The organism is Sphingomonas rubra (assembly GCF_900115745.1).
Classification (GTDB): domain Bacteria; phylum Pseudomonadota; class Alphaproteobacteria; order Sphingomonadales; family Sphingomonadaceae; genus Sphingomonas; species Sphingomonas rubra.
The window spans coordinates 207,536-229,000 of record NZ_FOXP01000004.1; the positions used below are offsets into that span (position 1 = coordinate 207,536).

General features: G+C 69.6%; 20 protein-coding genes. 8 read left to right on the top strand and 12 right to left on the bottom strand.

Features of this window, described 5'->3' with window-relative positions; all coding sequences use genetic code 11:
• Positions 1–105 precede the first annotated feature (105 nt).
• Positions 106–3,567 carry a transcription-repair coupling factor gene (gene mfd / locus BM145_RS06650; RefSeq protein ID WP_093332691.1) on the bottom strand — a complete coding sequence of 1,154 codons (3,462 nt, stop codon included), beginning with the start codon at positions 3,565–3,567 and terminating at the stop codon, positions 106–108.
• Between the two features lie 140 nt (positions 3,568–3,707).
• The gene (locus tag BM145_RS06655) at positions 3,708–3,974 is read right to left on the bottom strand and encodes an FAD assembly factor SdhE (protein ID WP_093332693.1); all 267 of its coding nucleotides are present in this window, start codon (positions 3,972–3,974) and stop codon (positions 3,708–3,710) included.
• Between the two features lie 120 nt (positions 3,975–4,094).
• Here BM145_RS06655 and recG point away from each other — a divergent pair, with 120 nt between their 5' ends.
• Both recG and BM145_RS06665 read left to right on the top strand, forming a co-directional pair.
• Positions 4,095–6,143 (top strand): ATP-dependent DNA helicase RecG, encoded by a 2,049-nt coding sequence (gene recG, locus BM145_RS06660; protein ID WP_093332694.1) that lies wholly within the window; start codon positions 4,095–4,097, stop codon positions 6,141–6,143.
• Between the two features lie 32 nt (positions 6,144–6,175).
• Positions 6,176–6,613 (top strand): DMT family transporter, encoded by a 438-nt coding sequence (locus BM145_RS06665; RefSeq protein WP_093332696.1) that lies wholly within the window; start codon positions 6,176–6,178, stop codon positions 6,611–6,613.
• An 81-nt stretch (positions 6,614–6,694) separates the two neighbouring features.
• On the opposite strand, the gene BM145_RS06670 is transcribed toward BM145_RS06665, so the two are convergent.
• The 5 genes from BM145_RS06670 to serS form a co-directional block, all read right to left on the bottom strand.
• Positions 6,695–7,009, bottom strand: a complete 315-nt coding sequence (locus tag BM145_RS06670; protein ID WP_093332697.1) for a PilZ domain-containing protein — start codon at positions 7,007–7,009, stop codon at positions 6,695–6,697.
• Positions 7,010–7,096: 87 nt separating this feature from the next.
• Positions 7,097–8,326 (bottom strand): tyrosine--tRNA ligase, encoded by a 1,230-nt coding sequence (tyrS, locus tag BM145_RS06675; protein WP_093332699.1) that lies wholly within the window; start codon positions 8,324–8,326, stop codon positions 7,097–7,099.
• Between the two features lie 70 nt (positions 8,327–8,396).
• Entirely contained in the window at positions 8,397–9,521 is a 1,125-nt protein-coding gene (locus BM145_RS06680) for a M23 family metallopeptidase (RefSeq protein ID WP_093332700.1), read from the bottom strand.
• Positions 9,522–9,533: 12 nt separating this feature from the next.
• Positions 9,534–10,298 (bottom strand): 5'/3'-nucleotidase SurE, encoded by a 765-nt coding sequence (surE, locus tag BM145_RS06685; RefSeq protein ID WP_093332702.1) that lies wholly within the window; start codon positions 10,296–10,298, stop codon positions 9,534–9,536.
• Complete coding sequence (gene serS, locus BM145_RS06690; protein ID WP_093332703.1) at positions 10,298–11,578, bottom strand: serine--tRNA ligase; 1,281 nt, start codon at positions 11,576–11,578, stop codon at positions 10,298–10,300. Before serS ends, surE begins: the two co-directional genes overlap by 1 nt.
• Positions 11,579–11,667: 89 nt before the next feature.
• On the opposite strand from serS, the gene BM145_RS06695 reads away from it, so the two are divergent.
• Both BM145_RS06695 and dksA read left to right on the top strand, forming a co-directional pair.
• Positions 11,668–12,108: a host attachment family protein gene (locus BM145_RS06695; RefSeq protein ID WP_093332705.1), complete on the top strand. Its 441-nt coding sequence runs from the start codon at positions 11,668–11,670 to the stop codon at positions 12,106–12,108.
• 257 nt (positions 12,109–12,365) lie between these two features.
• Positions 12,366–12,830, top strand: coding sequence for an RNA polymerase-binding protein DksA (gene dksA / locus BM145_RS06700; RefSeq protein WP_093332706.1), 465 nt, complete (start codon positions 12,366–12,368; stop codon positions 12,828–12,830).
• Positions 12,831–12,888: 58 nt separating this feature from the next.
• Here the strand turns inward: dksA and BM145_RS06705 are convergent, their stop codons facing one another.
• Positions 12,889–13,044 carry a YdcH family protein gene (locus tag BM145_RS06705; protein WP_093332708.1) on the bottom strand — a complete coding sequence of 52 codons (156 nt, stop codon included), beginning with the start codon at positions 13,042–13,044 and terminating at the stop codon, positions 12,889–12,891.
• Between the two features lie 191 nt (positions 13,045–13,235).
• Here BM145_RS06705 and BM145_RS06710 point away from each other — a divergent pair, with 191 nt between their 5' ends.
• Positions 13,236–13,400: a YdcH family protein gene (locus BM145_RS06710; protein WP_093332709.1), complete on the top strand. Its 165-nt coding sequence runs from the start codon at positions 13,236–13,238 to the stop codon at positions 13,398–13,400.
• A 43-nt stretch (positions 13,401–13,443) separates the two neighbouring features.
• Positions 13,444–13,905, top strand: a complete 462-nt coding sequence (locus BM145_RS06715) for a DUF1465 family protein (protein WP_245739141.1) — start codon at positions 13,444–13,446, stop codon at positions 13,903–13,905.
• Positions 13,906–14,021: 116 nt separating this feature from the next.
• On the opposite strand, the gene BM145_RS06720 is transcribed toward BM145_RS06715, so the two are convergent.
• Positions 14,022–14,990, bottom strand: coding sequence for an NAD(P)H-dependent flavin oxidoreductase (locus BM145_RS06720; protein WP_093332712.1), 969 nt, complete (start codon positions 14,988–14,990; stop codon positions 14,022–14,024).
• A gap of 99 nt (positions 14,991–15,089) precedes the next feature.
• On the opposite strand from BM145_RS06720, the gene BM145_RS06725 reads away from it, so the two are divergent.
• Positions 15,090–17,681 (top strand): M1 family metallopeptidase, encoded by a 2,592-nt coding sequence (locus BM145_RS06725; protein WP_093332714.1) that lies wholly within the window; start codon positions 15,090–15,092, stop codon positions 17,679–17,681.
• A gap of 171 nt (positions 17,682–17,852) precedes the next feature.
• Here the strand turns inward: BM145_RS06725 and BM145_RS06730 are convergent, their stop codons facing one another.
• From BM145_RS06730 to BM145_RS06740, 3 genes are all read right to left on the bottom strand, one after another.
• Entirely contained in the window at positions 17,853–18,527 is a 675-nt protein-coding gene (locus tag BM145_RS06730) for an inner membrane-spanning protein YciB (RefSeq protein WP_245739142.1), read from the bottom strand.
• Between the two features lie 109 nt (positions 18,528–18,636).
• On the bottom strand, positions 18,637–19,569 hold the full coding sequence (gene ftsY / locus BM145_RS06735) for a signal recognition particle-docking protein FtsY (protein WP_093332717.1): 933 nt from the start codon (positions 19,567–19,569) through the stop codon (positions 18,637–18,639).
• A complete protein-coding gene (locus tag BM145_RS06740; protein ID WP_093332718.1) occupies positions 19,566–20,762 on the bottom strand; it encodes a MiaB/RimO family radical SAM methylthiotransferase in 1,197 nt (398 codons plus the stop codon). Before BM145_RS06740 ends, ftsY begins: the two co-directional genes overlap by 4 nt.
• Here BM145_RS06740 and BM145_RS06745 point away from each other — a divergent pair.
• Positions 20,761–21,333 (top strand): DUF924 family protein, encoded by a 573-nt coding sequence (locus tag BM145_RS06745; RefSeq protein ID WP_093332720.1) that lies wholly within the window; start codon positions 20,761–20,763, stop codon positions 21,331–21,333. The two genes, BM145_RS06740 and BM145_RS06745, sit on opposite strands and share 2 nt — an antisense overlap.
• Positions 21,334–21,465: the final 132 nt, after the last annotated feature.

Genomic DNA, 21,465 nt, shown 5'->3' on the forward strand with positions numbered 1-21,465 from the left:
CCGGACTTGATCCGGGGTCCATGGTCCCGCGAGAGCCGCCGCCGATAAGTGCGCGGAGACATGGACCCCGGGTCAAGCCCGGGGTGACGTACGGTTAGGGCGTTCTCACCCCATCGCCTTGGCCAACCCCTTGGACAGCTGCAACGCCCCGTGCAGGCGGGCCTTCGCGTCCGGCCACGCGCGCTGGAGCACCAGCTTCGCGTCCGGCCGCAGCTTCGCCACACCGCCCAACCGGTCGACATAGGCTAGCAACCCCTCGACGTTCGGGGGCTTGTCGCCGTGAAAGCTGACCAGCACGCCCTTGGCCCCCACGTCCATCTTGGCGATGCACGCGCGCTTGGCGTTCAGCTTGATCTCAATCACCCGGATCAGATTCTCCGTCGCGTCCGGCAGCGGCCCGAACCGGTCGATCATCTCCGCCGCGAACGCCGCCACCTCGCCCGCGTCGTCGACGTCGTTGAGGCGGCGATACAGCCCCATGCGCAGGTCGAGGTCGGGGACGTATTCCTCCGGGATCAGGATCGGCGCGTCGACGGTGATCTGGGGCGAGAAGTCGCGCGGCCGCGAGGCGAGCCCACCCGCCTTGGCGTCCATGATCGCCTCTTCCAGCATCGACTGGTAGAGTTCGTAGCCGACCTCCTTGATATGCCCCGACTGCTCGTCGCCGAGCAGATTGCCCGCGCCGCGGATGTCGAGGTCGTGGCTGGCCAGCTGGAACCCCGCGCCCAGCGTATCGAGGTCGCTCAGCACCTTCAGTCGCTTGTCGGCGGCCTCCGTCATCTGCCGCTCGGGCGGCGTCACCATATAGGCGTAGGCCCGCGTCTTCGACCGCCCGACGCGCCCGCGCAACTGGTAGAGCTGCGCCAGGCCGAAGCGGTCCGCGCGGTTGACGATCATCGTGTTGGCCGACGGGATGTCGATCCCGCTCTCGATGATCGTGGTCGACACCAGCACCTCGAAGCGCTTCTCGTAGAAGGCGGACATCCGCTCCTCGACCTCGCTCGCCGACATCTGCCCGTGCGCGATGACGTAGCGGATCTCCGGCACCTCCTTCGCCAGGAACTCCTCGATATCCGTCAGGTCGGCGACCCGGGGCGTGACCAGGAAGCTCTGTCCGCCGCGATAATGCTCCCGCAGCAGCGCCTCGCGCAGCACCACCGGGTCCCACGGCATCACGTAGGTCCGCACCGCCAGCCGGTCGACCGGCGGCGTCTGGATCACCGAAAGTTCGCGCAGGCCCGACATCGCCATCTGGAGCGTGCGCGGGATCGGCGTCGCGGTCAGCGTCAGCATGTGCACGTCGGCCTTCAGCGCCTTCAGCCGCTCCTTGTGCGTCACGCCGAACCGCTGCTCCTCATCGACGATGACGAGGCCGAGCCGCTTGAAGCTGACGTTCTTCGCCAGCAGCGCGTGCGTGCCGATCACCACGTCCAGATCGCCCGACGCCGCACCTTCCTTCACCATCTTGATCTCGGCGGTGCCGACCAGCCGGCTCATCCGTCCGACCTTGATCGGGAAGCCCTCGAACCGCTGGCAGAAATTGTTGTAATGTTGGCGCGCGAGCAGCGTCGTCGGGCAGACCACCGCCACCTGCATCCCGCCCATCGCCGCGACGAACGCGGCGCGCAACGCCACCTCCGTCTTGCCGAAGCCGACATCGCCGACGATCAGCCGGTCCATCGGCCTGCCCGCGGAAAGATCGCCTAGCACATCGTCGATCGCGCGATCCTGATCGTCGGTCGGCTCGTAGGGGAAGCGGTCGACGAAACTCGGATAGCCGCTCGAGTCGGGCTCGGCGACCTCGCCCGGCCGCAACGCGCGCTCGGCGGCGGTGGCGATCAGCTCACCCGCGATCTCGCGGATGCGCTCCTTCATCTTCGACTTGCGCCGCTGCCACGCCTCGCCGCCCAGCCGGTCGAGCGACGCCCCATCCTCGCCCGAGCCGTAACGGGTCAGCACCTCCAGATTCTCGACCGGCACGTACAGTTTGTCGCCGCCCGCGTAGGACAAGGCGACGCAATCGTGCGGGCTCTTGCCGACCGGGATCGAGGTCAGCCCCTCGTACCGGCCGATGCCGTGATCGGCGTGGACGACGAGGTCGCCCGGCGACAGCGTCGCCAGTTCCGCCAGGAACGCGTCCGCCGACTTCTTCCGCTTGTTGCGCCGGATCAGCCGATCGCCCAGCATGTCCTGCTCGGTCAGCACCGCGATCCCCGGCGCGGTGAAGCCGTGGTCGAGCGGCAGCACCACCATCGCCACGCCGAAGCTCCTGGTCGTGTCGGCGTGCCCCCGCGCCTCCTGCCACGTGTCGACGGGCTTGCCGCCCTTCAGCCCGTGATCCTTCAGCAGGCTCGCAAGCCGATCGCGCGATCCGCCCGAGTAGCTGGCGAGTACGGGTTTGCGCCCGTCCTTTCGCAGCTTCTCCAGATGATCGACCACCGCCTCGTACACGTTGGCCTGGTTCGCCCGCTCGGGCGCGAAGTCGCGGGGGCCGTCGACGCCGAAATCGACGACGCGGGCGGACTCGGGCTCGTGGAAGGCGGTGGTGACGTGCGCCGTCGTCTCGCCCAGCCGAGTCGCCCATTCCTCCGCGTCGAGGTAGAGCGCCTTCGCCGGCAGCGGCCGATAGCTGCCCGGCTGCTGCCCCTCGGCCCGCATCCGGTTCTCGTAATAGTCGGCGATCGCCTCGAATCGTCCCTCGGCGGCCGCCGCTACCCCCGCGTCGCGAACGACCAATGCGTCGCCCAGATGATCGAACAGCGTCGCCAGCTTGTCCTCGAACAGCGGCAGCCAATGCTCCATCCCTGCCAGCCGCCGCCCGTCCGACACCGCCTGGTAGAGCGGGTCGCCCGTCGCGGTCGCGCCGAACTTTTCCCGGTATCGCGTCCGGAACCGCTTGATCGACTCCGCGTCGAGCAGCGCCTCCGACGCCGGCAGCAGCGTGAAGCCGTCGACGCGCCCAATAGTGCGCTGGTCGGCCGGATCGAAGGACCGCACGCTCTCGATCTCGTCGCCGAAGAAGTCGAGCCGCAGCGCGTGCTCCTCGCCCGATGGATACAGGTCGACGATGCCGCCCCGCACCGCATATTCGCCGTGATCGTGCACCGTCTCGGTCCGGACATAGCCGTTCGCCTGGAGCAAGGTGGCGAGATCATCACGCCCGATCCGTTCGCCCGGCGCGAGGCTGGCGACGAGCTGGCGAATGCGGAACGGCGTCAGCACGCGCTGCGTCGCCGCGTTGGCGGTGGCGAGCACCAGCTGCGGCCCCTTCGCCTTGGCCTGCAACCGGTGCAGCGCCGCCACCCGCTCCGCCATGACGCGCAAGGTGGGGGAGGCGCGGTCGTACGGCAGACAGTCCCAGGCCGGGAAGGTCACCACCTCCAGCTCGGGCGCGAAGAACGGCGCGGTGGCGGCGATCGCGCGCATCGCCGCGTCGTCAGCGGCGACGAATACGACGCGGCCCGCCGCCCGCGCCAGATCGGCGAGCAGCGAGGGCTGGAACCCGGTCGGCACGCCAGCCAGCGTCAGCGATGCCTTGGCGGAAAGGATGGTCTTCAGGTCGGGCATGATTTCTCTTCTGATCCTCCCCTGCAAGGGGAGGGGGACCAGCGAAGCTGGTGGAGGGGTGTCGACGCTTGCGAGGGGGGCGACACCCCTCCGTCAGCCCTGCGGGCTGCCACCTCCCCTTACAGGGGAGGATCGTCTCATCATTCCGGCAGGGGCACGTAGGTGATCGCGCGCATCGCCTGCATCATCTCGCCGTTCCACTCCGGCGGGCAGGGGATCGATCCGATCGCCCAGCCCATGATGTCGACGTCCTGCTCCTCCAGCAGCGCCTCGAACCAGTCGAGTTCCCCCGCCGACCAGCGCTCGTGATGCGCGTCGAAGAAGCCGCCGATCATCAGATCGGCCTCGCGCGTGCCGCGATGCCAGGCGCGGAAGCGCAGGCGCTTGATGCGAATATCGTGGTCCATGGCAAACACGTCATGCCAGCAAAGGCCGGCATCTCCTGCGGCAGGGGGCCGCCAGTCCGACGAGGCGCCAGCTTTCGCTGGCATGACGGAAGGCGGCTGTTTAGTTCGGCTCATGTAGCCATGCGCCCCGACATCCTCAATCCGCTGTTCGCCGAGGTCACGTCGCTGAAGGGCGTCGGCCCGGCGCTCGCCCGCCCGCTCGACCGGCTCGACCTCAGGCGCGTGGTCGACGTCGCCTTCCACCTGCCGACCGGGTTCATCGATCGCATTCCGCGGACCGAGCTGATGCAGGCCGACGTCGGCAAGGTCATCGCCATCACGCTCACCCCGCGCGACTATCGCACCAGTGCTGGCCGCGGCCCCACCCGTGTCCAGGCGAGCGACGCGCACGGCAATCACGTCAGCCTCACCTATTTCGGTGGCAACAGCGGCTGGGTGAAGAAGCTCCTGCCTCTGGGCGAGCCGCGCCGCGTGTCAGGCCGCCTCGACCAATACGGCCCGGACCTCCAGATCGTTCACCCGGACCTGTCCGAGCCGGACGAGGAGTTTCGTGGCCGCGAGGCGATCTACCCGCTGTCGGAAGGCCTCACCTCCCGCCGACTCGCGGCGCTCGCCGCGCAGGCCGTCGCCCGCGCGCCGGACCTGCCCGAGTGGATCGAGCCCGGTCTGAAGGCCAAGCGCGAATGGCCCGACTGGCACGACGCGCTCGCCCGTATCCATGCCGACCCCGCCGATGCGAAGGCGCGCGAGCGGCTTGCTTATGACGAGGTGTTCGCCAACCAGCTGGCGATGACGCTGGTCCGCGCCGATACGCGCAAACGCAAGGGCAGGGCGCTCCACGGCACCGGCCGCCTCCGCGACCTTCTCAATCTTCCCTACAGCCTCACCGGCGCGCAGGCGCGTACTGTGGCGGAGATCGAGGGTGACCTGGCGCAGGACGCGCCGATGCTCCGCCTGCTCCAGGGCGATGTCGGCTCGGGCAAGACGCTGGTCGCCGCGATGGCGCTGCTCGTCGCGGTCGAGGCCGGCGCGCAAGGCGCCATGCTCGCGCCCACCGAAATTCTCGCCCGCCAGCATCACGACACGCTGCGCCGCCAGCTCGCCGGTCTGCCGGTCGAGGTCGCCGTCCTGACCGGCCGCGACAAGGGTCGTGCGCGCGAGGCGACGCTGATGGCGCTCGCCGACGGATCGATCGACATTCTCGTCGGCACCCACGCCATCTTCCAGGAGGCGGTCGGCTACAAGGATTTGGGGTTGGTCGTCGTCGACGAGCAGCACCGCTTCGGCGTCGCGCAGCGCATGCTCCTCCAGGAGAAGGGCCGCAGCCCGCACCTGCTGGCGATGACCGCCACGCCGATCCCCCGCACGCTGACCCTCGCCCAATATGGCGAGATGGACGTCAGCCGCCTCGACGAGATGCCTCCCGGCCGCCAGCCGATCGAGACGCGCGTCGTGTCGGAGGATCGGCTCGACGAGGTGGTGAACGCGCTCGGCCGCCATCTCGAAACCGGCGGCCAGGCCTATTGGGTCTGCCCTCTGGTCGAGGAGAGCGAGAAGAGCGACATGGCCGCCGCCGAGGCACGTGCCGAGGCGCTCCGCCAGCGCTTCGGCGAGCAGGTCGGCCTCGTCCACGGCCGCATGAAGCCGCCCGAGAAGGACGCGCAGATGGAGGCGTTCGCCGGCGGTCGCACGCGCGTGCTGGTCGCGACCACGGTGATCGAGGTCGGCGTCGACGTGCCCAACGCGACGCTGATCGTGATCGAGCACGCCGACCGCTTCGGCCTCGCCCAGCTCCACCAGTTGCGCGGTCGCGTCGGGCGGGGCGGCGGCCAGTCGCGCTGCCTGCTGCTGCGCGGCGCCGCGCTCAGCGAGACCGCGCGCGCGCGCCTGGCGCTGATGCGCGAATCAAACGACGGCTTCCGCCTCGCCGAGGAGGATCTGCGCCTGCGCGGCGCCGGCGAGATGCTCGGCACCCGCCAGTCGGGCGAGGCCGGCTTCCGGCTCGCCACGCCGGAGATGCTGGCCGACCTGTTGCAATGCGCGCACGATGACGCGCGCCTGCTGATCGACCGTGACGGCGGCCTGTCGGGCACGCGCGGCCAGGCCGCTCGCGCCGCGCTCTACCTGTTCGAGCGTGACGCCGGCGTGGCGCTGCTCCGCTCCGGTTGACGCGAGGGCGGCGGCCGTCCACCGCCCCGGCCATGCCCCTGCTCGCCATCATCGCCGTCCTCGCCGCGGGGCTCGGCGTCGCGCTCCAGCCGCCGACCAACGCGGCGCTCGCCCGCGCTGGCGGGTCGGTGGTGCTCGCCTCGCTGATCTCCTTCGCGATCGGCACCGCGCTCCTGCTCGTCGCCTGGCTCGCCGCCGGCCGTCCCGGTGGCGGGGGCTTGCGCGATGCACCGGCCTGGGCCTGGGTGGGAGGCTTCTACGGCGCCTGCTTCGTCGCCGCGCTCGCCTACGCCACGCCGCGCCTCGGCCTCGCCTCCACGCTGACCCTCGCCATCGCCAGCCAGCTCGTCGCCGCGCTGCTCTTGGATCGCTGGGGTGCACTCGGTCTCGCCCCGACATCGATCGGCACCGGCCGCCTCCTCGGCGTAGCCCTCGTCATCGCGGGTGCCGTGCTGGTCCGGCGCGGCTAGCCGCCGGGCAGCAGGCCGCGACCAGCCTGGCGTTCGTCATGACGTGACGGGAACTTCTACTTCAGTCCTCGTCGCAAATCCTCAATTCCTGGTTATCGCCGCGAGCAACGCGTCGTAGCGATCCGGTGATAGCGGATGCACGAACCGGCAGCCGATCCGCCCGCCCAACGACCAGCGTACCTCCACCGCGACCCGCCCGAGGGTCGGCAGCTCCACCAGCAGCGTCTGCTCCGCCGCCAGTCCGGCATCGCAGCGCGCCATCAGTCCGCCTTGCGAGAGATTGACCACCGTCACGACGCAGGCAAGCCCGTCCTCGCAGGTCGCGCGCGTCCGCAACAACACCTCGACCCGCTGTTCGCCACGTTCGTCCGATAACGTGGGTGCCAATCCGTTCATCGATACTCCCGTCGCCGCCCGCCAAGATGACGACCGTTCCGTCAGACCGAAGTAAACGGGCAAGGTTCGGAAATCATGCCCGATTTGTCACCTCTGCGGCGCGATCAGCAACCCATGTTGTTTCTTGCCCGCCGATACGCGCACCGGGTCGCTGCCGACCGCGACGACCTGCGTCTCGCCCGACACCTTCTCGCCGTCCACCCGCGCGCCGCCGCCCGCGATCAGCCGCCGTGCCTCTCCCTTGGACGCGGCGAAGCCCAGCCCGACCAGCGCGTCGACGATGCCGATCTCGCCCGCTACCGCCAGCCGCGGCAGCGCGTCGCCCGCGGCGCCTTCCTCGAAGGTGCGCCGCGCCGTCTCCGCGGCCTCGTCCGCCGCCGCACGCCCGCGGCACATCGCCGTCGCCTCGGTGGCGAGCAGCTTCTTCGCCTCGTTGATCTCCGCGCCCGGCAGCGCCTCCAGCCGCCTGATCTCGTCCAGCGGCAAGTCGGTGAACAGGCGCAGGAAGCGTCCCACGTCGCGGTCGTCGGTGTTGCGCCAGAACTGCCAGTAATCGAAATGCGGCAGCTGGTCCTCGTGCAGCCACACCGCGCCGGACACCGTCTTGCCCATCTTGGCGCCGTCGGCAGTGGTGAGCAGCGGAGTCGTCACCCCGAACACCTCGGTCCCGCTCATCCGCCGCGCCAGCTCGACGCCGTTGACGATGTTGCCCCACTGGTCCGACCCGCCCATCTGCAACCGGCAGCCGGCGCGCCGCGACAATTCCATGAAATCGTACGCCTGGAGGATCATGTAGTTAAATTCGAGGAAGCTCAGCGATTGCTCGCGATCGAGCCTGAGCTTGACCGAATCGAAGCTCAGCATCCGGTTGACGGAGAAATGCTGCCCGACGTCGCGGAGGAACGGGATGTATTCCAGCCTGTCGAGCCACTCGGCATTGTCCAGCATCACCGCGTCGGTCGGCCCGTCGCCGAAGGTCAGGAAGCGCTCGAAGATGCGCTTGATCGACGCGACGTTGGCCGCGATCCCGTCGTGATCGAGCAGCTTGCGCGCCTCGTCCTTGAAGCTGGGATCGCCGATCTTGCCGGTGCCGCCGCCCATCAGCACGATCGGCTTGTGCCCGGTCTGCTGGAGCCGCCGCAGCAGCATGATCTGCACCAGGCTGCCGACGTGCAGCGACGGCGCGGTCGGGTCGAAGCCGATATAGCCCGGCACAATCCCGCCAGCGGCCAGCGCGTCGAGCGCGGCGGCGTCGGTCATCTGGTGGATGTAGCCGCGCTGCGACAAGATGGTGAGGAGATCGGACCGGTAGGACATGGCGGTCGGTTAGCAAGCGGCGCGCCGGGCGTCACCTGCTGCGCCGCAATGCTCCCGCCACCGCCCGCGCTCAACTGCGCGAAAGCTGACCCTGCGGATCGACCGGCGTGCGGCCCCGGCGCAGCTCGAAATGCACCTCCGGCCGGTCGGCGAAGCCGGTGTCGCCCGACAGCGCGATCGTCTGACCGCGCTTCACCGACTGGCCGCGGCTGACCAGCAGCTTGGACGCGTGGCCGTACACGCTGGTCCAGCCGCCGCCATGTTTGATGATGACGAGCCCGCCCAGCGCCGCGATTCCATCTCCTGCATAGGCGACCACGCCGTCGGCGGTCGCCACGACGGGCGTGGAGACGGGTACCGCGATCTTGATCCCGTCGTTGCGCTCGCCACTGGCGCCGCGGCCGAAACGTTTCACGACTTGGCCGTCGACCGGCCAGACGAAGCCGCCTCCTGCCAGCCGCACCGGCGGCGCCACCGCGGCGCTCGGCGGCAATGTGCGCGTCGGCCGTTTGGTCGGCCGCGCCGGCGCCTGGTTCGCCGCGAGCGCCGGCTCGCCGCCGGTCAAAATGTCGTCCACGTCCAGCCGGAACGCCGCCGCCCGTTCCGCCGCGCGGCTGGCGGCGGCGGCGGCCGGGCCAGGGATGGCGATCCGCTGGCCGGCGCGCAGCACGTACGGCTCGGCCAGCTGGTTGGCCGACACGATCCGCGACCATTCGACGCCGTAGGCACGCGCGATCGCGATCCCGCTCTCGCCGCTTCGCACCAAGTGATAGCGTCCACCCGGCACCGCCAGCCGCTGCCCGGCGCGGATGGTGAAGGGCGGCTGCAAGTCGTTCGCCCGCGCGATCGCCTCCAGCCCCACGCCGGCGCGATCGGCAATACGGCGCAGCGTATCACCCGGTGCCACCACGACGCTGCCGTCCGCTACCTCCCGCGCGTCCGCGGCCACCGGCCGCGCTTCCCAGGCCGGGCGCGCCGGCGCCGACGTGGCTAGGTCGACGCGCCCGACCGGACGATCGGGTGACTCGCTGTCTGCCACCTGTTCGTCGGCGCCCTCGTCCGCCCCCGGCAGGTCGCGCGGCTGCTCGGTGACCGGGGGAGGGGCCGCGGTCGCATAGCGGGCGTCGCCGCCGTCGACCCGGGGAATGCATCCGCCGAGCGCCACCGCCATCATTGCCGCCGCCGCCCGTCGCATCCGCCTCGCTCCTTACGCGTATGCCCGTTCGAGTGTCGCCAGCGAGGCCGCGTGCGTCAGGTCGAGCTGCAGCGGCGTCACCGAGACGAAGCCGTCGCTGCTCGCGTCCAGGTCGCTGCCGTCGCTCGGCCGTTCGCCCAGCCGCCCGAGCGCCACCCAGTAATAGGGAAAGCCGCGCGGATCGTCGCGCCGCTCCATCCGCACCCGCCCGTAATCGCGCAGGCCCTGGCGCACGACGCGGATGCCCTCCACCGCCTCCGGCGCACAGGGCGGGAAATTGACGTTGACCACCGTCCGCGGCGCCCATGGCGCGTCGATCAGCGGGCGCAGCACCCGCTCGCCCCAGGCTTCCGCGGTCGCGAACGACACCCGCTCGCCGGGCGCCGCCTTGGGATAACGCTGGCTGAGCGCAATCGAGCGGATGCCTGCCAGCGCCCCCTCCATCGCCGCCGAGACGGTGCCCGAATAATGCACGTCCTCGCCCAGATTGGCACCGCGGTTGACGCCCGACAGGATCAGGTCGGGCGGAGCGTCCTTCATGATCTCGGCGAGCGCCATCATCACCGCGTCGGTCGGCGTCCCCGTCACCGCCCAGCGGCGGTCGTCGAAGCGTTTCAGGCGGATCGGCCGGGTCAGCGTCAGCGAGCGGCCGGTGCCGGACTGTTCCTCCATCGGCGCGACGATCGTGACGTCGTCCGACAGCGTCCGTGCCAGCCGCTCCAGCACGGCGAGCCCCTTGGCGTTCACCCCGTCGTCGTTGGTCAGCAGGATGCGCATCAGCGTGCCGGCTCCAGCAATTCCAGCCCGCCCGCGTACGGTCGCAGCGCCGCCGGCACGACGACGGAGCCGTCCGCCTGCTGATAATTCTCGATCACCGCCACCAGCGTGCGGCCGACCGCGAGTCCCGATCCATTCAGCGTATGCACGAACCGCGTCTGCTTCTCGCCCTCCGCCCGGTAGCGCGCGTTCATCCGTCGCGCCTGGAAGTCGGTGCAGTTCGAAACGCTGGAAATCTCGCGGTAACGACCCTGTCCGGGCAGCCACACCTCCAGGTCGAAGGTCTTGGCCGCCGAGAAGCCCATGTCGCCCGTGCACAGCAGCATGCGGCGGTACGGCAGGTCCAGCGCCTCCAGTACTCCCTCGGCGCAAGCCGTCATCCGCTCATGTTCCGCTTCGGACGCGCCCGGCGTGGTGATCGCCACCATCTCCACCTTGTCGAACTGGTGCTGGCGGATCAGCCCGCGCGTGTCGCGCCCGGCCGCCCCCGCCTCCGAGCGGAAACAGGGCGTGAGGGCGGCGAAGCGCAGCGGTAACTCCGCCTCGTTCATGATCCGCTCGCGCACGATATTGGTCAGCGACATCTCCGCGGTGGAGATCAGCCAGCGGTCGTCGGTGGTGCGGAACAGGTCCTCGGCGAATTTGGGCAGCTGGCCGGTGCCGAACGCCACCTCGTCGCGCACCATCAGCGGCGGCGCGATCTCCTCGAAGCCGTGCTCGTCGACCAGGCGCGACAGCATGAACTGGCCGATCGCGCGGTTGAGCCGCGCCATCTGCCCGCGCAGCAGCGTGAAGCGCGCCCCCGCCAGCAGCACGCCGGTATCGAAATCCATGCCCAACGCGGGCCCGATCGCGTCGTGCTCGCGCGCCTCGAACGGGAAGGCGCGCGGGCTACCCCACTCGGCCGCGCGCACATTGTCGTCCTCGCCCAGGCCCTCCGGCACATCGGCGGCAGCGAGGTTGGGGATGGCGGCGAGCTTCTCGTCCAGGATCGTCGCGGTCGCCCGCTCTTCACCCTCCAGCTCCGGCAGACGTTCCTTCAGCGCCGCGACCTCGGCCATCAACGCCTGCGCGCGATCCTCATCCCTCGCCGCCTTGGCCTGGCCGATCTGCTTGGACAGCTCGTTGCGCCGGGTCTGCGCCTCCTGCGCGGCCGCGATCGTGCCACGTCGCCGTTCGTCCAGCGCGACCAGCGCCTCGGCCTGAGGCGGCAGTCCGCGCCTCGCCAGCGCGGCGTCGAAGGCGGCGGGATCGTCGCGGATCAGGCGGATGTCGTGCATGGCGCAGGCTATGGCGGGACGGCGCGACCTCGGCAACCCGCCGCGCCGCACGGGCGTTCACCTCCCGACACGCAACCAGAGGAGTCTCCATGCAGCTGTCCCACAACACCGTCGTCCTCGTCGCCGACGGCCGCAAGATGCTGTTCCTGCGCAACGACGGCGACGGCGAATACCCGAACCTGAAGGTCGAGCATGCCGAGGAGCAGGACAATCCGGCCACCAACGACCAGGTCACCGACCGCGCCGGTCGCGCCTCGTCGCCGCAGGGCGCGTCGCAGAGCTCGGTCGGCGGCGCCGACGCGCATCAGCACGAGGAGGATCGATTCGCCGCCGAGGCCGCCGAACTTCTCAAAAAGCGCGCCTTGTCGAACGATTACCAGAAGCTGATCGTCGTCGCCCCGCCGCGAACGCTCGGCGAGTTGCGCAAGCATTACCACAAGGAAGTCAGCGACCGGCTGATCGGCGAACTCGACAAGGATCTCACCGGCCATCCGATCTCCGACATCGAGAAGGCGCTCGCCGCCGCCTAGTTGTCGCGGATCGCGTGTTCCCGGACGGTGCCGCCAAATGGGGCGTCTGCACGATCTGTATGATCGTACAGGCGCCCGATCCATATCGATGTCGCCAACACGTGATATTCGCGCAACAATTGGTGAGGAACCCGATCAATCCCGCGTAATGTGTTGCTTGTTCGGCCAATTCTTCACGCCTATAGGCGCCGAACCAATCTGGGGGAGATCGGTGGACGCGACAACATGGTCGCGACGCCGATCGTAGGGAGAGTGGCATGGCGACGGTGCTTAATCGCGTTGACGGTACAGGCCTTGGTCACGTGGCGGCGAACGACGCGGACGACGGATATCGCCCGACCGCGGACGAGCCGTTCATGAGCCTCCGGCAGCAAGCTTATTTCCGCAACAAGCTGCTGCGCTGGAAGGAGGCGCTGCTGCTCGATTCGCAGGGCACGTTGTCTCACCTCCAAGTCGACTCGATGCGCGAGGCCGACCTGAACGACCGCGCGTCGAGCGAGACGGACTGGTCGATCGAACTGCGCACCCGCGATCGCCAGCGCAAGCTGATCGGCAAGATCGACGCCGCCATCCGCCGCATCGAGGAAGGCGAGTACGGGTATTGCGAAGTGACCGGTGAGCCAATCGGGCTCGGGCGGCTCGAAGCTCGGCCGATCGCGACCATGACGGTGGAAGCGCAGGAGCGGCACGAGCGCAACGAGAAGATCTCGCGCGACGACTGATCGGCGCGCGTGCGGCAACGCCCCGCCCCCTCATTGGAAGGCGGCGGGGCGGCCGGCGTCACTGGCTGGCGATCTCTTCCTTCAGCCGCAGCTTCTGCTTCTTGAGGTCGGCCATCAGGACGGAATCGGGGAGCGGCCGATGCGCTTCGTCGGCGAGCCGGCGATCAAGCGTGGCGTGCTTCTGCTCGAGGGCCGTCTGGTGCGTGGACTGCATGGGCAGGTTCTCCTTCGGCTTGGGGGACGGTGAGTAGAACACGAAAAAGGCGAGAATGTCTCGACCTCGATTCGCCGGCTGCGACCGCCCGTGCCGTTTCCTCCGCCGCCCGTTGCCGCCGCCGCATCCGCCGCTACCAGGAGCCCGGGGAGACCGTCGTGGACGAATCGCAATTAAGGGCCAGGCTGGACATGCTGCGCGAGGAGCATCGCGACCTGGACACCGCCATCGCCGCGCTCGGCGAGGCGGGCACGCGCGACCAGTTGCAACTCGCGCGACTGAAGAAGCGCAAGCTGCGTCTCCGCGACGAGATCGCGCAGGCCGAGGACGTGCTAATTCCGGACATCATCGCCTGACGTAATACTGGCGTGGCTCGCTGGTCCGTGCGAATCGGGCGGCATGATGGGGCAAGGGCGCGAATCGACGATGTACGGCCGGGTGGTTGACGCCTTGTACGTGGATGCCATGCTGCTCGCCGACGAAGCGCGCAGCTATTTCGAGGAACAGGGGCGGGCGGAGCGCGAGGCATTGTCGCCCAACGATCGCGTCGCGTTCAGCTGTGAATCGCTGCACGTGACGACCCGCCTGATGCACGTCGTCGCCTGGCTGCTGACCCGTCGCGCGGTGGATGCCGGCGAGCTGTCCGCAACGGGCGCGCTCGATCCCGCGCGCCGGTTGGCCAGCGCGCCGCGCCCGCTCGCGTCGTTAATCGCGGCATTGCCGGCGCGGGCCGCGGCACTGGTCACCGCCAGCGCCGACCTGCACCGCCGCGCGGCCGTGCTGGACGAGGCATTTGCCGCCGACCGACCGCCGTCGAGCCCCGCCCGGTCGATGCAGCAGCGGCTCGTCGCGCTACTTTAAACTTGGTTTCGATCAACGTGGTCATCCCCGCGGCGCAGGCCGGGGCCCAGCTGGGATGGCGGTCGTGATCTGCTGCCATCGTCCCCCATCGAAGCTTAGGCCTTCGCTGGGATAGCTCAAACCGCAGCTACACCCAGACGCGCCCGGGCGGCGCGATACTCCGCTTCCAGCCTGTCGACGAAGGCTCCCGCCGGGCGCACCGCGTCGATCGCACCGATGCCCTGGCCCGATCCCCAGATGTCGCGCCATGCCTTGGCCTTGGAGCCGTTGCCGCCGCCGAAATCCATCGTCTTGAAGTCGCCCTCGGGCAGCGCGTCGGGGTCGAGGCCCGCCGCGACGATCGAGCCGCGCAGGTAATTGCCATGCACGCCGGTGAACAGGTTGGAATAGACGATGTCGCTCGCCCGACCCTCGACCACGCCCTGCTTGTACGCCGCCTCGGCGTTCGCCTCCTCGGTGGCGATGAAGGGCGATCCGATATAGGCGAAGTCCGCGCCCAACGCCTGCGCGGCCAGGATTGCGCCGCCGGTCGCGATCGAGCCCGACAGCGCCAGCGGTCCGTCGAACCATTGGCGGATTTCGGCCGTCAGCGCGAACGGCGACAACCGGCCGGCATGGCCGCCCGCGCCCGCCGCCACCGCGATCAGCCCGTCCGCGCCTTTCTCGACGGCCTTGCGCGCGAAGCGGTCGTCGATGACGTCGTGCAGCGTGATGCCGCCCCAGCCGTGCACCGCCTGGTTCAGGTCCTCGCGCGCGCCGAGCGAGGTGATGACGATCGGCACCTGCCACTTGGCACAGGTCGCGAGGTCCGCCTCCAGCCGGTCGTTGGAGCGGTGGACGATCTGGTTGACCGCGAACGGCGCCGCCGGGCGATCGGGATGCGCCCGGTTATGCGCCGCCAGTTCTTCGGTGATACGGTGGAGCCACTCGTCGAGCAGCGCCGCCGGCCGCGCGTTGAGCGCGGGGAAAGAGCCGACGATCCCCGCCTTGCACTGCGCGATGACCAGCTCGGGTCCGGAGATCAGGAACAGCGGCGACCCGATCACGGGAAGACGCAGGCGATCGAAGATGGCGGGAAGCGACATGGTCGTGAACGGTAACGCGGCCCCCGCTCTTGTCCAGCGCGGTTGCGCGAGCGTCACGATCCCGGCAGGAATGGTGCAACATCCCATCGGAGTTCGCCCATGAAGCTCGCGTCCGTCGCCGCCCTGTCCATCGCGGCATCGTCCCCCGCGCTCGCCGCCGGGCAGTTGCCGACCGGCGTGGTGCCCGTGCTGTACGACATCAGCGTGCGGCCGGACGCCGCGGCGCTGACCTTCACCGGCGAGGAGACGATCACCGTCGACGTGAAGACGCCGACGCGCACGCTGGTGCTGAACGCTGCCGACCTGCGGATCACGCGCGCGACGTTCGACGGCAAGCCCGTCCGCACCCGGCTCGATCCCGCCGCGCAGACGCTCACCGTCACGCTGCCACGCACCGCGGCGGTCGGCCGGCACCTGCTCGCCTTCGCCTGGGCCGGCAAGATCAGCCAGTCCGCCGCCGGCCTGTTCGCGATCGATTATACCGGCCGGGACGGCAAGCAGCAGCGCATGCTGGCGACGCAGTTCGAAGCGCCCGACGCGCGTCGCTTCGCACCGATGTGGGACGAACCCGCGTTCAAGGCGCGTTTCCGCCTGTCGACCACCGCGCCGGCGGGGCAGAAAGCCTATTCCAACATGCCGGCGACCTCCGTCACCGCGGGGCCGGGCGGCACCCAGCTCTACCGGTTCGGCGAGACGCCGGTGATGTCCAGCTACCTCTTGTTCCTGGGGCAGGGCGAGGTCGAGCGGAAGACGCTGCGCGTCGGCGACGTCGAGCTCGGCATCATCAGCCGTCCCGGCGTGGTCGACCAGGGCGATTACGCACTCGGCGCGGTCAAGCGGCTGCTGCCCTATTACGATGATTATTTCGGCCAGCCCTATCCGCTGCCCAAGATGGACATGATCGCCGGGCCGGGCAGCAGCCAGTTCTTCGGCGCGATGGAGAATTGGGGCGCGATCTTCTATTTCGAGCCCGAGCTGCTGTTCGATCCTGCCCGCACTACGGCCAGTGCCAAGCAGCGCATCCACGTGGTCGTCGCGCACGAGATGGCGCACCAATGGTTCGGCGATCTCGTCACCATGCGCTGGTGGGACGATCTGTGGCTGAACGAGGGCTTCGCCTCGTGGATGGAGAGCAAGGCGGGGGCCGACCTCAACCCCGAGTGGGAGGTCCGCGCCAGCCAGGTCGCCGGTGGCCGCGAGAGCGCGATGGCACTCGATGCGACGAGCGGTACGCACCCCATCATCCGGCCGGTCGCCACCGTCGACCAGATCGGCGAGGCGTTCGACGGCATCACCTATTCCAAGGGCGAGGCGGTGATCGGCATGCTGGAGGCGACGCTGGGCGAGGCGAAGTTCCGCGACGGCATCCGCCGCTACATGGCCAAGTATAAATACGGCAACACCGTCACCGATCAGCTCTGGGCCGAACTGTCGGCCGCGTCGGGGCAGGACGTGCGCACGATCGCGCGCGACTTCACGCTGCAGGGCGGCGTGCCGCTCGTCGCGCTGTCAGGCGCGACCTGCACGGGCGGTATGACCACTGCGAGGCTGACGCAGGGCCGCTTCGGCTTGGATGCCGCGTCGAAGGCGCCGCAGACCTGGCACGTGCCGCTCAGCCTGGCGACGTTGGGCGGCGGCACGACGCAGACGGTGGTCACCGGCGCGGCCGGTACGGCGGTGACGGTGAAGGGCTGCGGCACGCTGGTGCTCAACCGCGGCAAGGCCAGCTACACGCGCGTCATGTACGACGAGCCCGGCCACGCCGCGATCGTCCGCGACTATCCGCGCCTCTCGCTGGAGGACCGTGTCGGCACGTTGGGCGACGATTACGCGCTGGCGGCGGGCGGCTACCAGAACCTGTCGCGCTATTTCGCGGTGCAGGCGCGTGTCGACGCGAAGGCGAGCCCGCTCGAATGGTCCACGGTGGCGGACAAGCTCGCCTCGCTGAACGCACTCTACGCCGGCACGCCGCTCGAGGAGCCGCTGCGTGCGCGCACCGTGGCGATCCTGGCGCCGGTGCTGGAGCGGATCGGCATGACCGCGCCGGCGAACGAGTCGGCGCTGACGAGCAACCTGCGCGAGGATCTGGTCGGCCTGCTCGGCACCAGCGGTGACGCCGCGCTCGCCGCGCGCGCGCGCGATTACGTGGCGCGGCTGCGGACCGACCCCACGGCGATCCCGCCCGCGATCCGCGCGCCGGTCCTTGCCACCTACGCGGTCAACGCGACGCCGGCCGACTGGGACCAGCTGCTCGCCCTGACCCGTGCCGAGCCATCGCCGGTCGCCCGCAGCCGCTTCGTGTCGCTGCTCGGCGTGGCACGCGACGAGGCGGTGGCGCAGCGCGCGCTGGCGCTGCTCGCCGGCGACACGCTGACCGCGCCGCAGAAGGCGTCGCTGCTACGATCGATCGCCAACGCGCATCCGGAACTGGCGTTCGACTGGGCGGTCAAGAACCGCGCGCTGGTGGACTCCTTCATCGAGGAGAGCTCGCGCCCCGGCTTCATCGTCGGCTTGGCACGCGGGTCGAACGATCCCGCGATCGAGGGCAGGGTCCGCGCGTTCGCCGCCGCGTCACCGGCGAGCGCGTCCAAGGCGTCGGTCGACCGCACGCTCGCCGGGATCGGCGTTCGCCGCGCCGCGGCCGAGCGGCTGCGCGCGGCAACGGGAACGTGGCTGGGGGTGCGTCCCTGATCCTTGTTCCCCGGCGGAGGCGAAACCTCTGCAAAGGTCGACTCTCTCCGTTATCCCGGGCTCGTTCCGGGGTCCACCGTGCCGCCAACTCAGCGAGTTGATATGCGGCTCACGGTGGATGCCGGAACAGGTCCGGCGTGACGGAGATCACGGTTGCGGCGGCGGGGAACGTCACCCCTCCGGCGTCTCAACCACCACGTCGCGCTCGGTCTGCAAGCCGTGCCGCAGCAGCATGGGGATGTTGGCGAAGGCGAACAACAGCGTCAGCGGGATCGCGCCCCACAGCTTGAACCCCACCCAGAAATCCCAGCTGGTGCTTCGCCACACCGCCTCGTTCAGACAGCCCATGGCCACGAAGAACATCGTCCAGTTCCGCGTGAGCTTGCGCCAGCCGAGCGCCGATAGCCCGGGATAGGCCGCGCCCAGCAGCCCCTCCAGCAGCGGCCGGCCGGTGACGAAGCCGAAGGCAAGCACCGCCGCGAAGGTCGCGTAGACGATCGTCGGCTTCATCTGGATGAAGCGCGGATCGTGGAACCAGATGGTCAACCCGCCGAACACCACCACCAGCCCGCCCGAGATCCACAGCATAGGCGAGATGCTGCCGAGCTTCGCCTTCGACACCAGCATCGCCACCACCGTCGCGATGATGAAGGCCGCGGTGGCGCAGATCACCCGCGCGATAACGAGCGCGCCCACCCGGTCCATGTCCGACAGAAACCCCGTCGTCGCCGCGACCAGCCGCATCATCGGCTCGGCCGGCGCCAGGAAGTTGACCAGGAAAAAGGCGAGCAGCGGCGCGTAATCCACCGCCATGCGCAGCCCGGGGGAGGAACGGTCCTGGGTCATGCGACGGTTCCTTCGTCACGCCGGGCTCGTCCCGGCGTCCAGGACCAAGCAGCGTTGGCGTTCGTGGCTCTGGATACCGGGACGAGCCCGGCACGACGCGGTGCCTGCATCACTTCACCCTCTCGACGCCCGCGATGATCCGGCTGACCTCGCTCGCGTCGAACGGCCGCAGGTCCGTCATCCCCTCGCCGATGCCGATGGCGTGGATCGGCAACCCGTATTTCTCTGCCGCCGCCACCAGCACGCCGCCGCGCGCGGTGCCATCCAGCTTGGTCATGACGAGCCCGGTGACGCCCGCCACGTCCTTGAACACCTCGATCTGGTTGAGCGCGTTCTGGCCGGTGGTGGCGTCGAGCACCAGCACCACGTCGTGTGGGCTCGCCGGATTGAGCCGCCCCAGCACGCGCCGGATCTTGCTCAGCTCGTCCATCAGCTCGCGCTTGTTCTGGAGGCGCCCGGCCGTGTCGACGATCAGCACGTCGATCCCCGTCTCGGTTGCTTGGCGCACCGCCTCGAACACGATGCCGGCCGGATCGCCGCCCTCCTTGCCCGTGACGATCGGCACGCCGACCCGCTCGGCCCAGGTCCGCAGCTGCCCGATGGCGGCAGCGCGGAACGTGTCACCCGCGGCCAGCATCACCCCGTAATCCTGTTCCATCAGCAGGTGGGCGAGCTTGGCGATGGTGGTCGTCTTGCCCGATCCGTTGACGCCGATCACCAGGATCACCTGCGGCCGGGGAAAGGCGGTGACCTCCAGCGGCGTCGCCACCTTGGCCAGCGTCTTCTCCACCTCCTCCGCCACGACGAGGCGGATGCCCAGCTCCTCCATGTCGCGCCCGAATGTGCCCTCGGCCAGCCGCCCGCGCACGTGCGCCGCCGTCGCCGGCCCCAGGTCGGACGCGATCAGCGCCTCCTCGATTTCCTCCAGCGTCTCGTCGGTCAGCCGCGCGCCGCCAAGGCCGGCGAGGTTGCCGACCAGCCGGTCCGAGGTGCGCCGAAAGCCGCCGAGCAATTTCTCGTGCCAAGTGGGGGAAGTGCTCATGCGTGGGTTCCGGTGAGATAGGTGTCGGCGGCGCCGGTGATGCGAACGTGGACCAGGCTGCCGGGCGGGGCAGGGGCGTCCAGCCGCACCTCGGCGAAATTGCCGGCGCGGCCACGGTCGCCCGACCGCTCGATCAATACCTGCTGGTGCGACCCGACGAGCCCGTCGAGCCAGCCGCGCCGCCGGCTCGCCGCGGCCGCGCGCAACCGCGCCGCCCGCGCGCGGCGGATCTCGGGCGCGACCTGCGGCATCCGCGCGGCGGGCGTGCCGATCCGCGGCGAGTAGGGGAAGATATGGGCGTGAACGATGTCGCAATCGTTGAGCAGCGCCAGCGTGTCCGCCGCCATCGCCTCGTCCTCGGTGGGGAAGCCGGCGATCAGGTCCGCCCCGATCGCCAGCTCCGGTCGCCCCGCCTTCAGCCGCTCGACCAGCGCCACCGATTGCGCGCGCGAATGGCGCCGCTTCATCCGCTTCAGCACCATGTCGCTGCCCGCCTGGAGCGACAGATGGAGGTGTGGCGCCAGACGTGGCTCACCGACGATCAGGTCCGCCAGCCGGTCGTTGATCTCGACCGAATCGAGCGACGACAGCCGCAGTCGCGCCAGATCCGGCACGTGGCGCAGGATACGCTCCACCAGCATCCCCAGCGTCGGCGCGCCCGGCAGGTCGGGACCGTAGCTCGTCAGGTCGATGCCGGTCAGCACCACCTCGCGGTGACCGTCGTCGACCAAGGCCCCGATCCGGTCGATCACCGCGCCCGCCGGCACCGATCGGCTGGGCCCGCGCCCTTGCGGGATGATGCAGAAGGTGCAGGCGTGATCGCACCCGTTCTGCACCTCCACCAGCGCGCGGGCGTGCCCGGCGGAACGCGGCGTGGGCAGGGCGGCGGCACCCCAGCTCGCCGGTGCCAGCTTTGCGTCATTAGATACGACGCGCGCCACCTCCGGCATCGCCTCGAACCCTCTTGGGTCGATCGTCGCCGCGCAGCCGGTGACGACGATCGCGGCGGTAGGACGGTCGCGATGTGCCCGGCGGATGGCGGCGCGTGTCTGCTTCACCGCCTCCGCGGTCACCGCGCAGCTATTCACCACGACGGTATTCGCGCCCGCGACCCATTGTCGGATCGTGTCGCTCTCGGCATGGTTGAGGCGGCAGCCGAGGCTGACGACCTCGCCCGCGGGAGATTGGGACATGACGCGCGATCTAGGGGCGAAGCGCCCCCAAGTCCATGAAGCGGCACGGCAGGTGCTCGACTTCTGGTTCGCCCTGACCACCGACCAGCATTTCGCCGTCGACGTGGCGCTCGATCGCACCATCGCCGATCGCTTCGGTGCGCTTCACGCCGAGGTGACGGCGACGCGAGCGGCGGAATGGGCCGACGATCCGGAGACGCTGCTGGCGGCGATCATCGTCCTCGATCAATTCTCCCGCAACACGTTCCGCGGATCAGCGGAGGCGTTTGCGCAGGACGCCCTCGCGACCGAACTGACGCTGCACGCGATCGAACAGGGCTGGGACACGGCGATGCCGCCCGAACACCGCGTCTTCCTCTACCTGCCGCTGATGCACGCCGAGGACATGGCGTTGCAGAAGCTCAGCGTCGCCAAGTACGAAGCCCTCGGCATCGAAAACAACCTCGATTTCGCCCGCAAGCATCGCGACGTGATCGCCCGCTTCGGCCGCTATCCCGCCCGCAACGCCGCCCTGGGTCGCGTGACGACGTCGGAGGAGCAGGCGTTCCTGGACGAAGGCGGCGGCTGGTAGCTTCTCCAGCCAGCCCCACCGTCATGCCGGGCTCGTCCCGGCATCTAGGGCCAAGCAGCGTCTTGTTTCGTTACCCTGGATGCCGGGACGAACCCGGCAAGACGGCGGACACTGGTCGCCAACTTGCCAAAA

What these genes read in the sequence shown, in the direction of transcription:
- mfd (WP_093332691.1), bottom strand. Translation starts at nt 3,567, where the DNA reads ATGCCCGACCTGAAGACCATCCTTTCCGCCAAGGCATCGCTGACGCTG.
- BM145_RS06655 (WP_093332693.1), bottom strand. Translation starts at nt 3,974, where the DNA reads ATGGACCACGATATTCGCATCAAGCGCCTGCGCTTCCGCGCCTGGCAT.
- recG (WP_093332694.1), top strand. Translation starts at nt 4,095, where the DNA reads ATGCGCCCCGACATCCTCAATCCGCTGTTCGCCGAGGTCACGTCGCTG.
- BM145_RS06665 (WP_093332696.1), top strand. Translation starts at nt 6,176, where the DNA reads ATGCCCCTGCTCGCCATCATCGCCGTCCTCGCCGCGGGGCTCGGCGTC.
- BM145_RS06670 (WP_093332697.1), bottom strand. Translation starts at nt 7,009, where the DNA reads ATGAACGGATTGGCACCCACGTTATCGGACGAACGTGGCGAACAGCGG.
- tyrS (WP_093332699.1), bottom strand. Translation starts at nt 8,326, where the DNA reads ATGTCCTACCGGTCCGATCTCCTCACCATCTTGTCGCAGCGCGGCTAC.
- BM145_RS06680 (WP_093332700.1), bottom strand. Translation starts at nt 9,521, where the DNA reads ATGCGACGGGCGGCGGCGGCAATGATGGCGGTGGCGCTCGGCGGATGC.
- surE (WP_093332702.1), bottom strand. Translation starts at nt 10,298, where the DNA reads ATGCGCATCCTGCTGACCAACGACGACGGGGTGAACGCCAAGGGGCTC.
- serS (WP_093332703.1), bottom strand. Translation starts at nt 11,578, where the DNA reads ATGCACGACATCCGCCTGATCCGCGACGATCCCGCCGCCTTCGACGCC.
- BM145_RS06695 (WP_093332705.1), top strand. Translation starts at nt 11,668, where the DNA reads ATGCAGCTGTCCCACAACACCGTCGTCCTCGTCGCCGACGGCCGCAAG.
- dksA (WP_093332706.1), top strand. Translation starts at nt 12,366, where the DNA reads ATGGCGACGGTGCTTAATCGCGTTGACGGTACAGGCCTTGGTCACGTG.
- BM145_RS06705 (WP_093332708.1), bottom strand. Translation starts at nt 13,044, where the DNA reads ATGCAGTCCACGCACCAGACGGCCCTCGAGCAGAAGCACGCCACGCTT.
- BM145_RS06710 (WP_093332709.1), top strand. Translation starts at nt 13,236, where the DNA reads ATGCTGCGCGAGGAGCATCGCGACCTGGACACCGCCATCGCCGCGCTC.
- BM145_RS06715 (WP_245739141.1), top strand. Translation starts at nt 13,444, where the DNA reads ATGATGGGGCAAGGGCGCGAATCGACGATGTACGGCCGGGTGGTTGAC.
- BM145_RS06720 (WP_093332712.1), bottom strand. Translation starts at nt 14,990, where the DNA reads ATGTCGCTTCCCGCCATCTTCGATCGCCTGCGTCTTCCCGTGATCGGG.
- BM145_RS06725 (WP_093332714.1), top strand. Translation starts at nt 15,090, where the DNA reads ATGAAGCTCGCGTCCGTCGCCGCCCTGTCCATCGCGGCATCGTCCCCC.
- BM145_RS06730 (WP_245739142.1), bottom strand. Translation starts at nt 18,527, where the DNA reads ATGACCCAGGACCGTTCCTCCCCCGGGCTGCGCATGGCGGTGGATTAC.
- ftsY (WP_093332717.1), bottom strand. Translation starts at nt 19,569, where the DNA reads ATGAGCACTTCCCCCACTTGGCACGAGAAATTGCTCGGCGGCTTTCGG.
- BM145_RS06745 (WP_093332720.1), top strand. Translation starts at nt 20,761, where the DNA reads ATGACGCGCGATCTAGGGGCGAAGCGCCCCCAAGTCCATGAAGCGGCA.
- BM145_RS06740 (WP_093332718.1), bottom strand. Translation starts at nt 20,762, where the DNA reads ATGTCCCAATCTCCCGCGGGCGAGGTCGTCAGCCTCGGCTGCCGCCTC.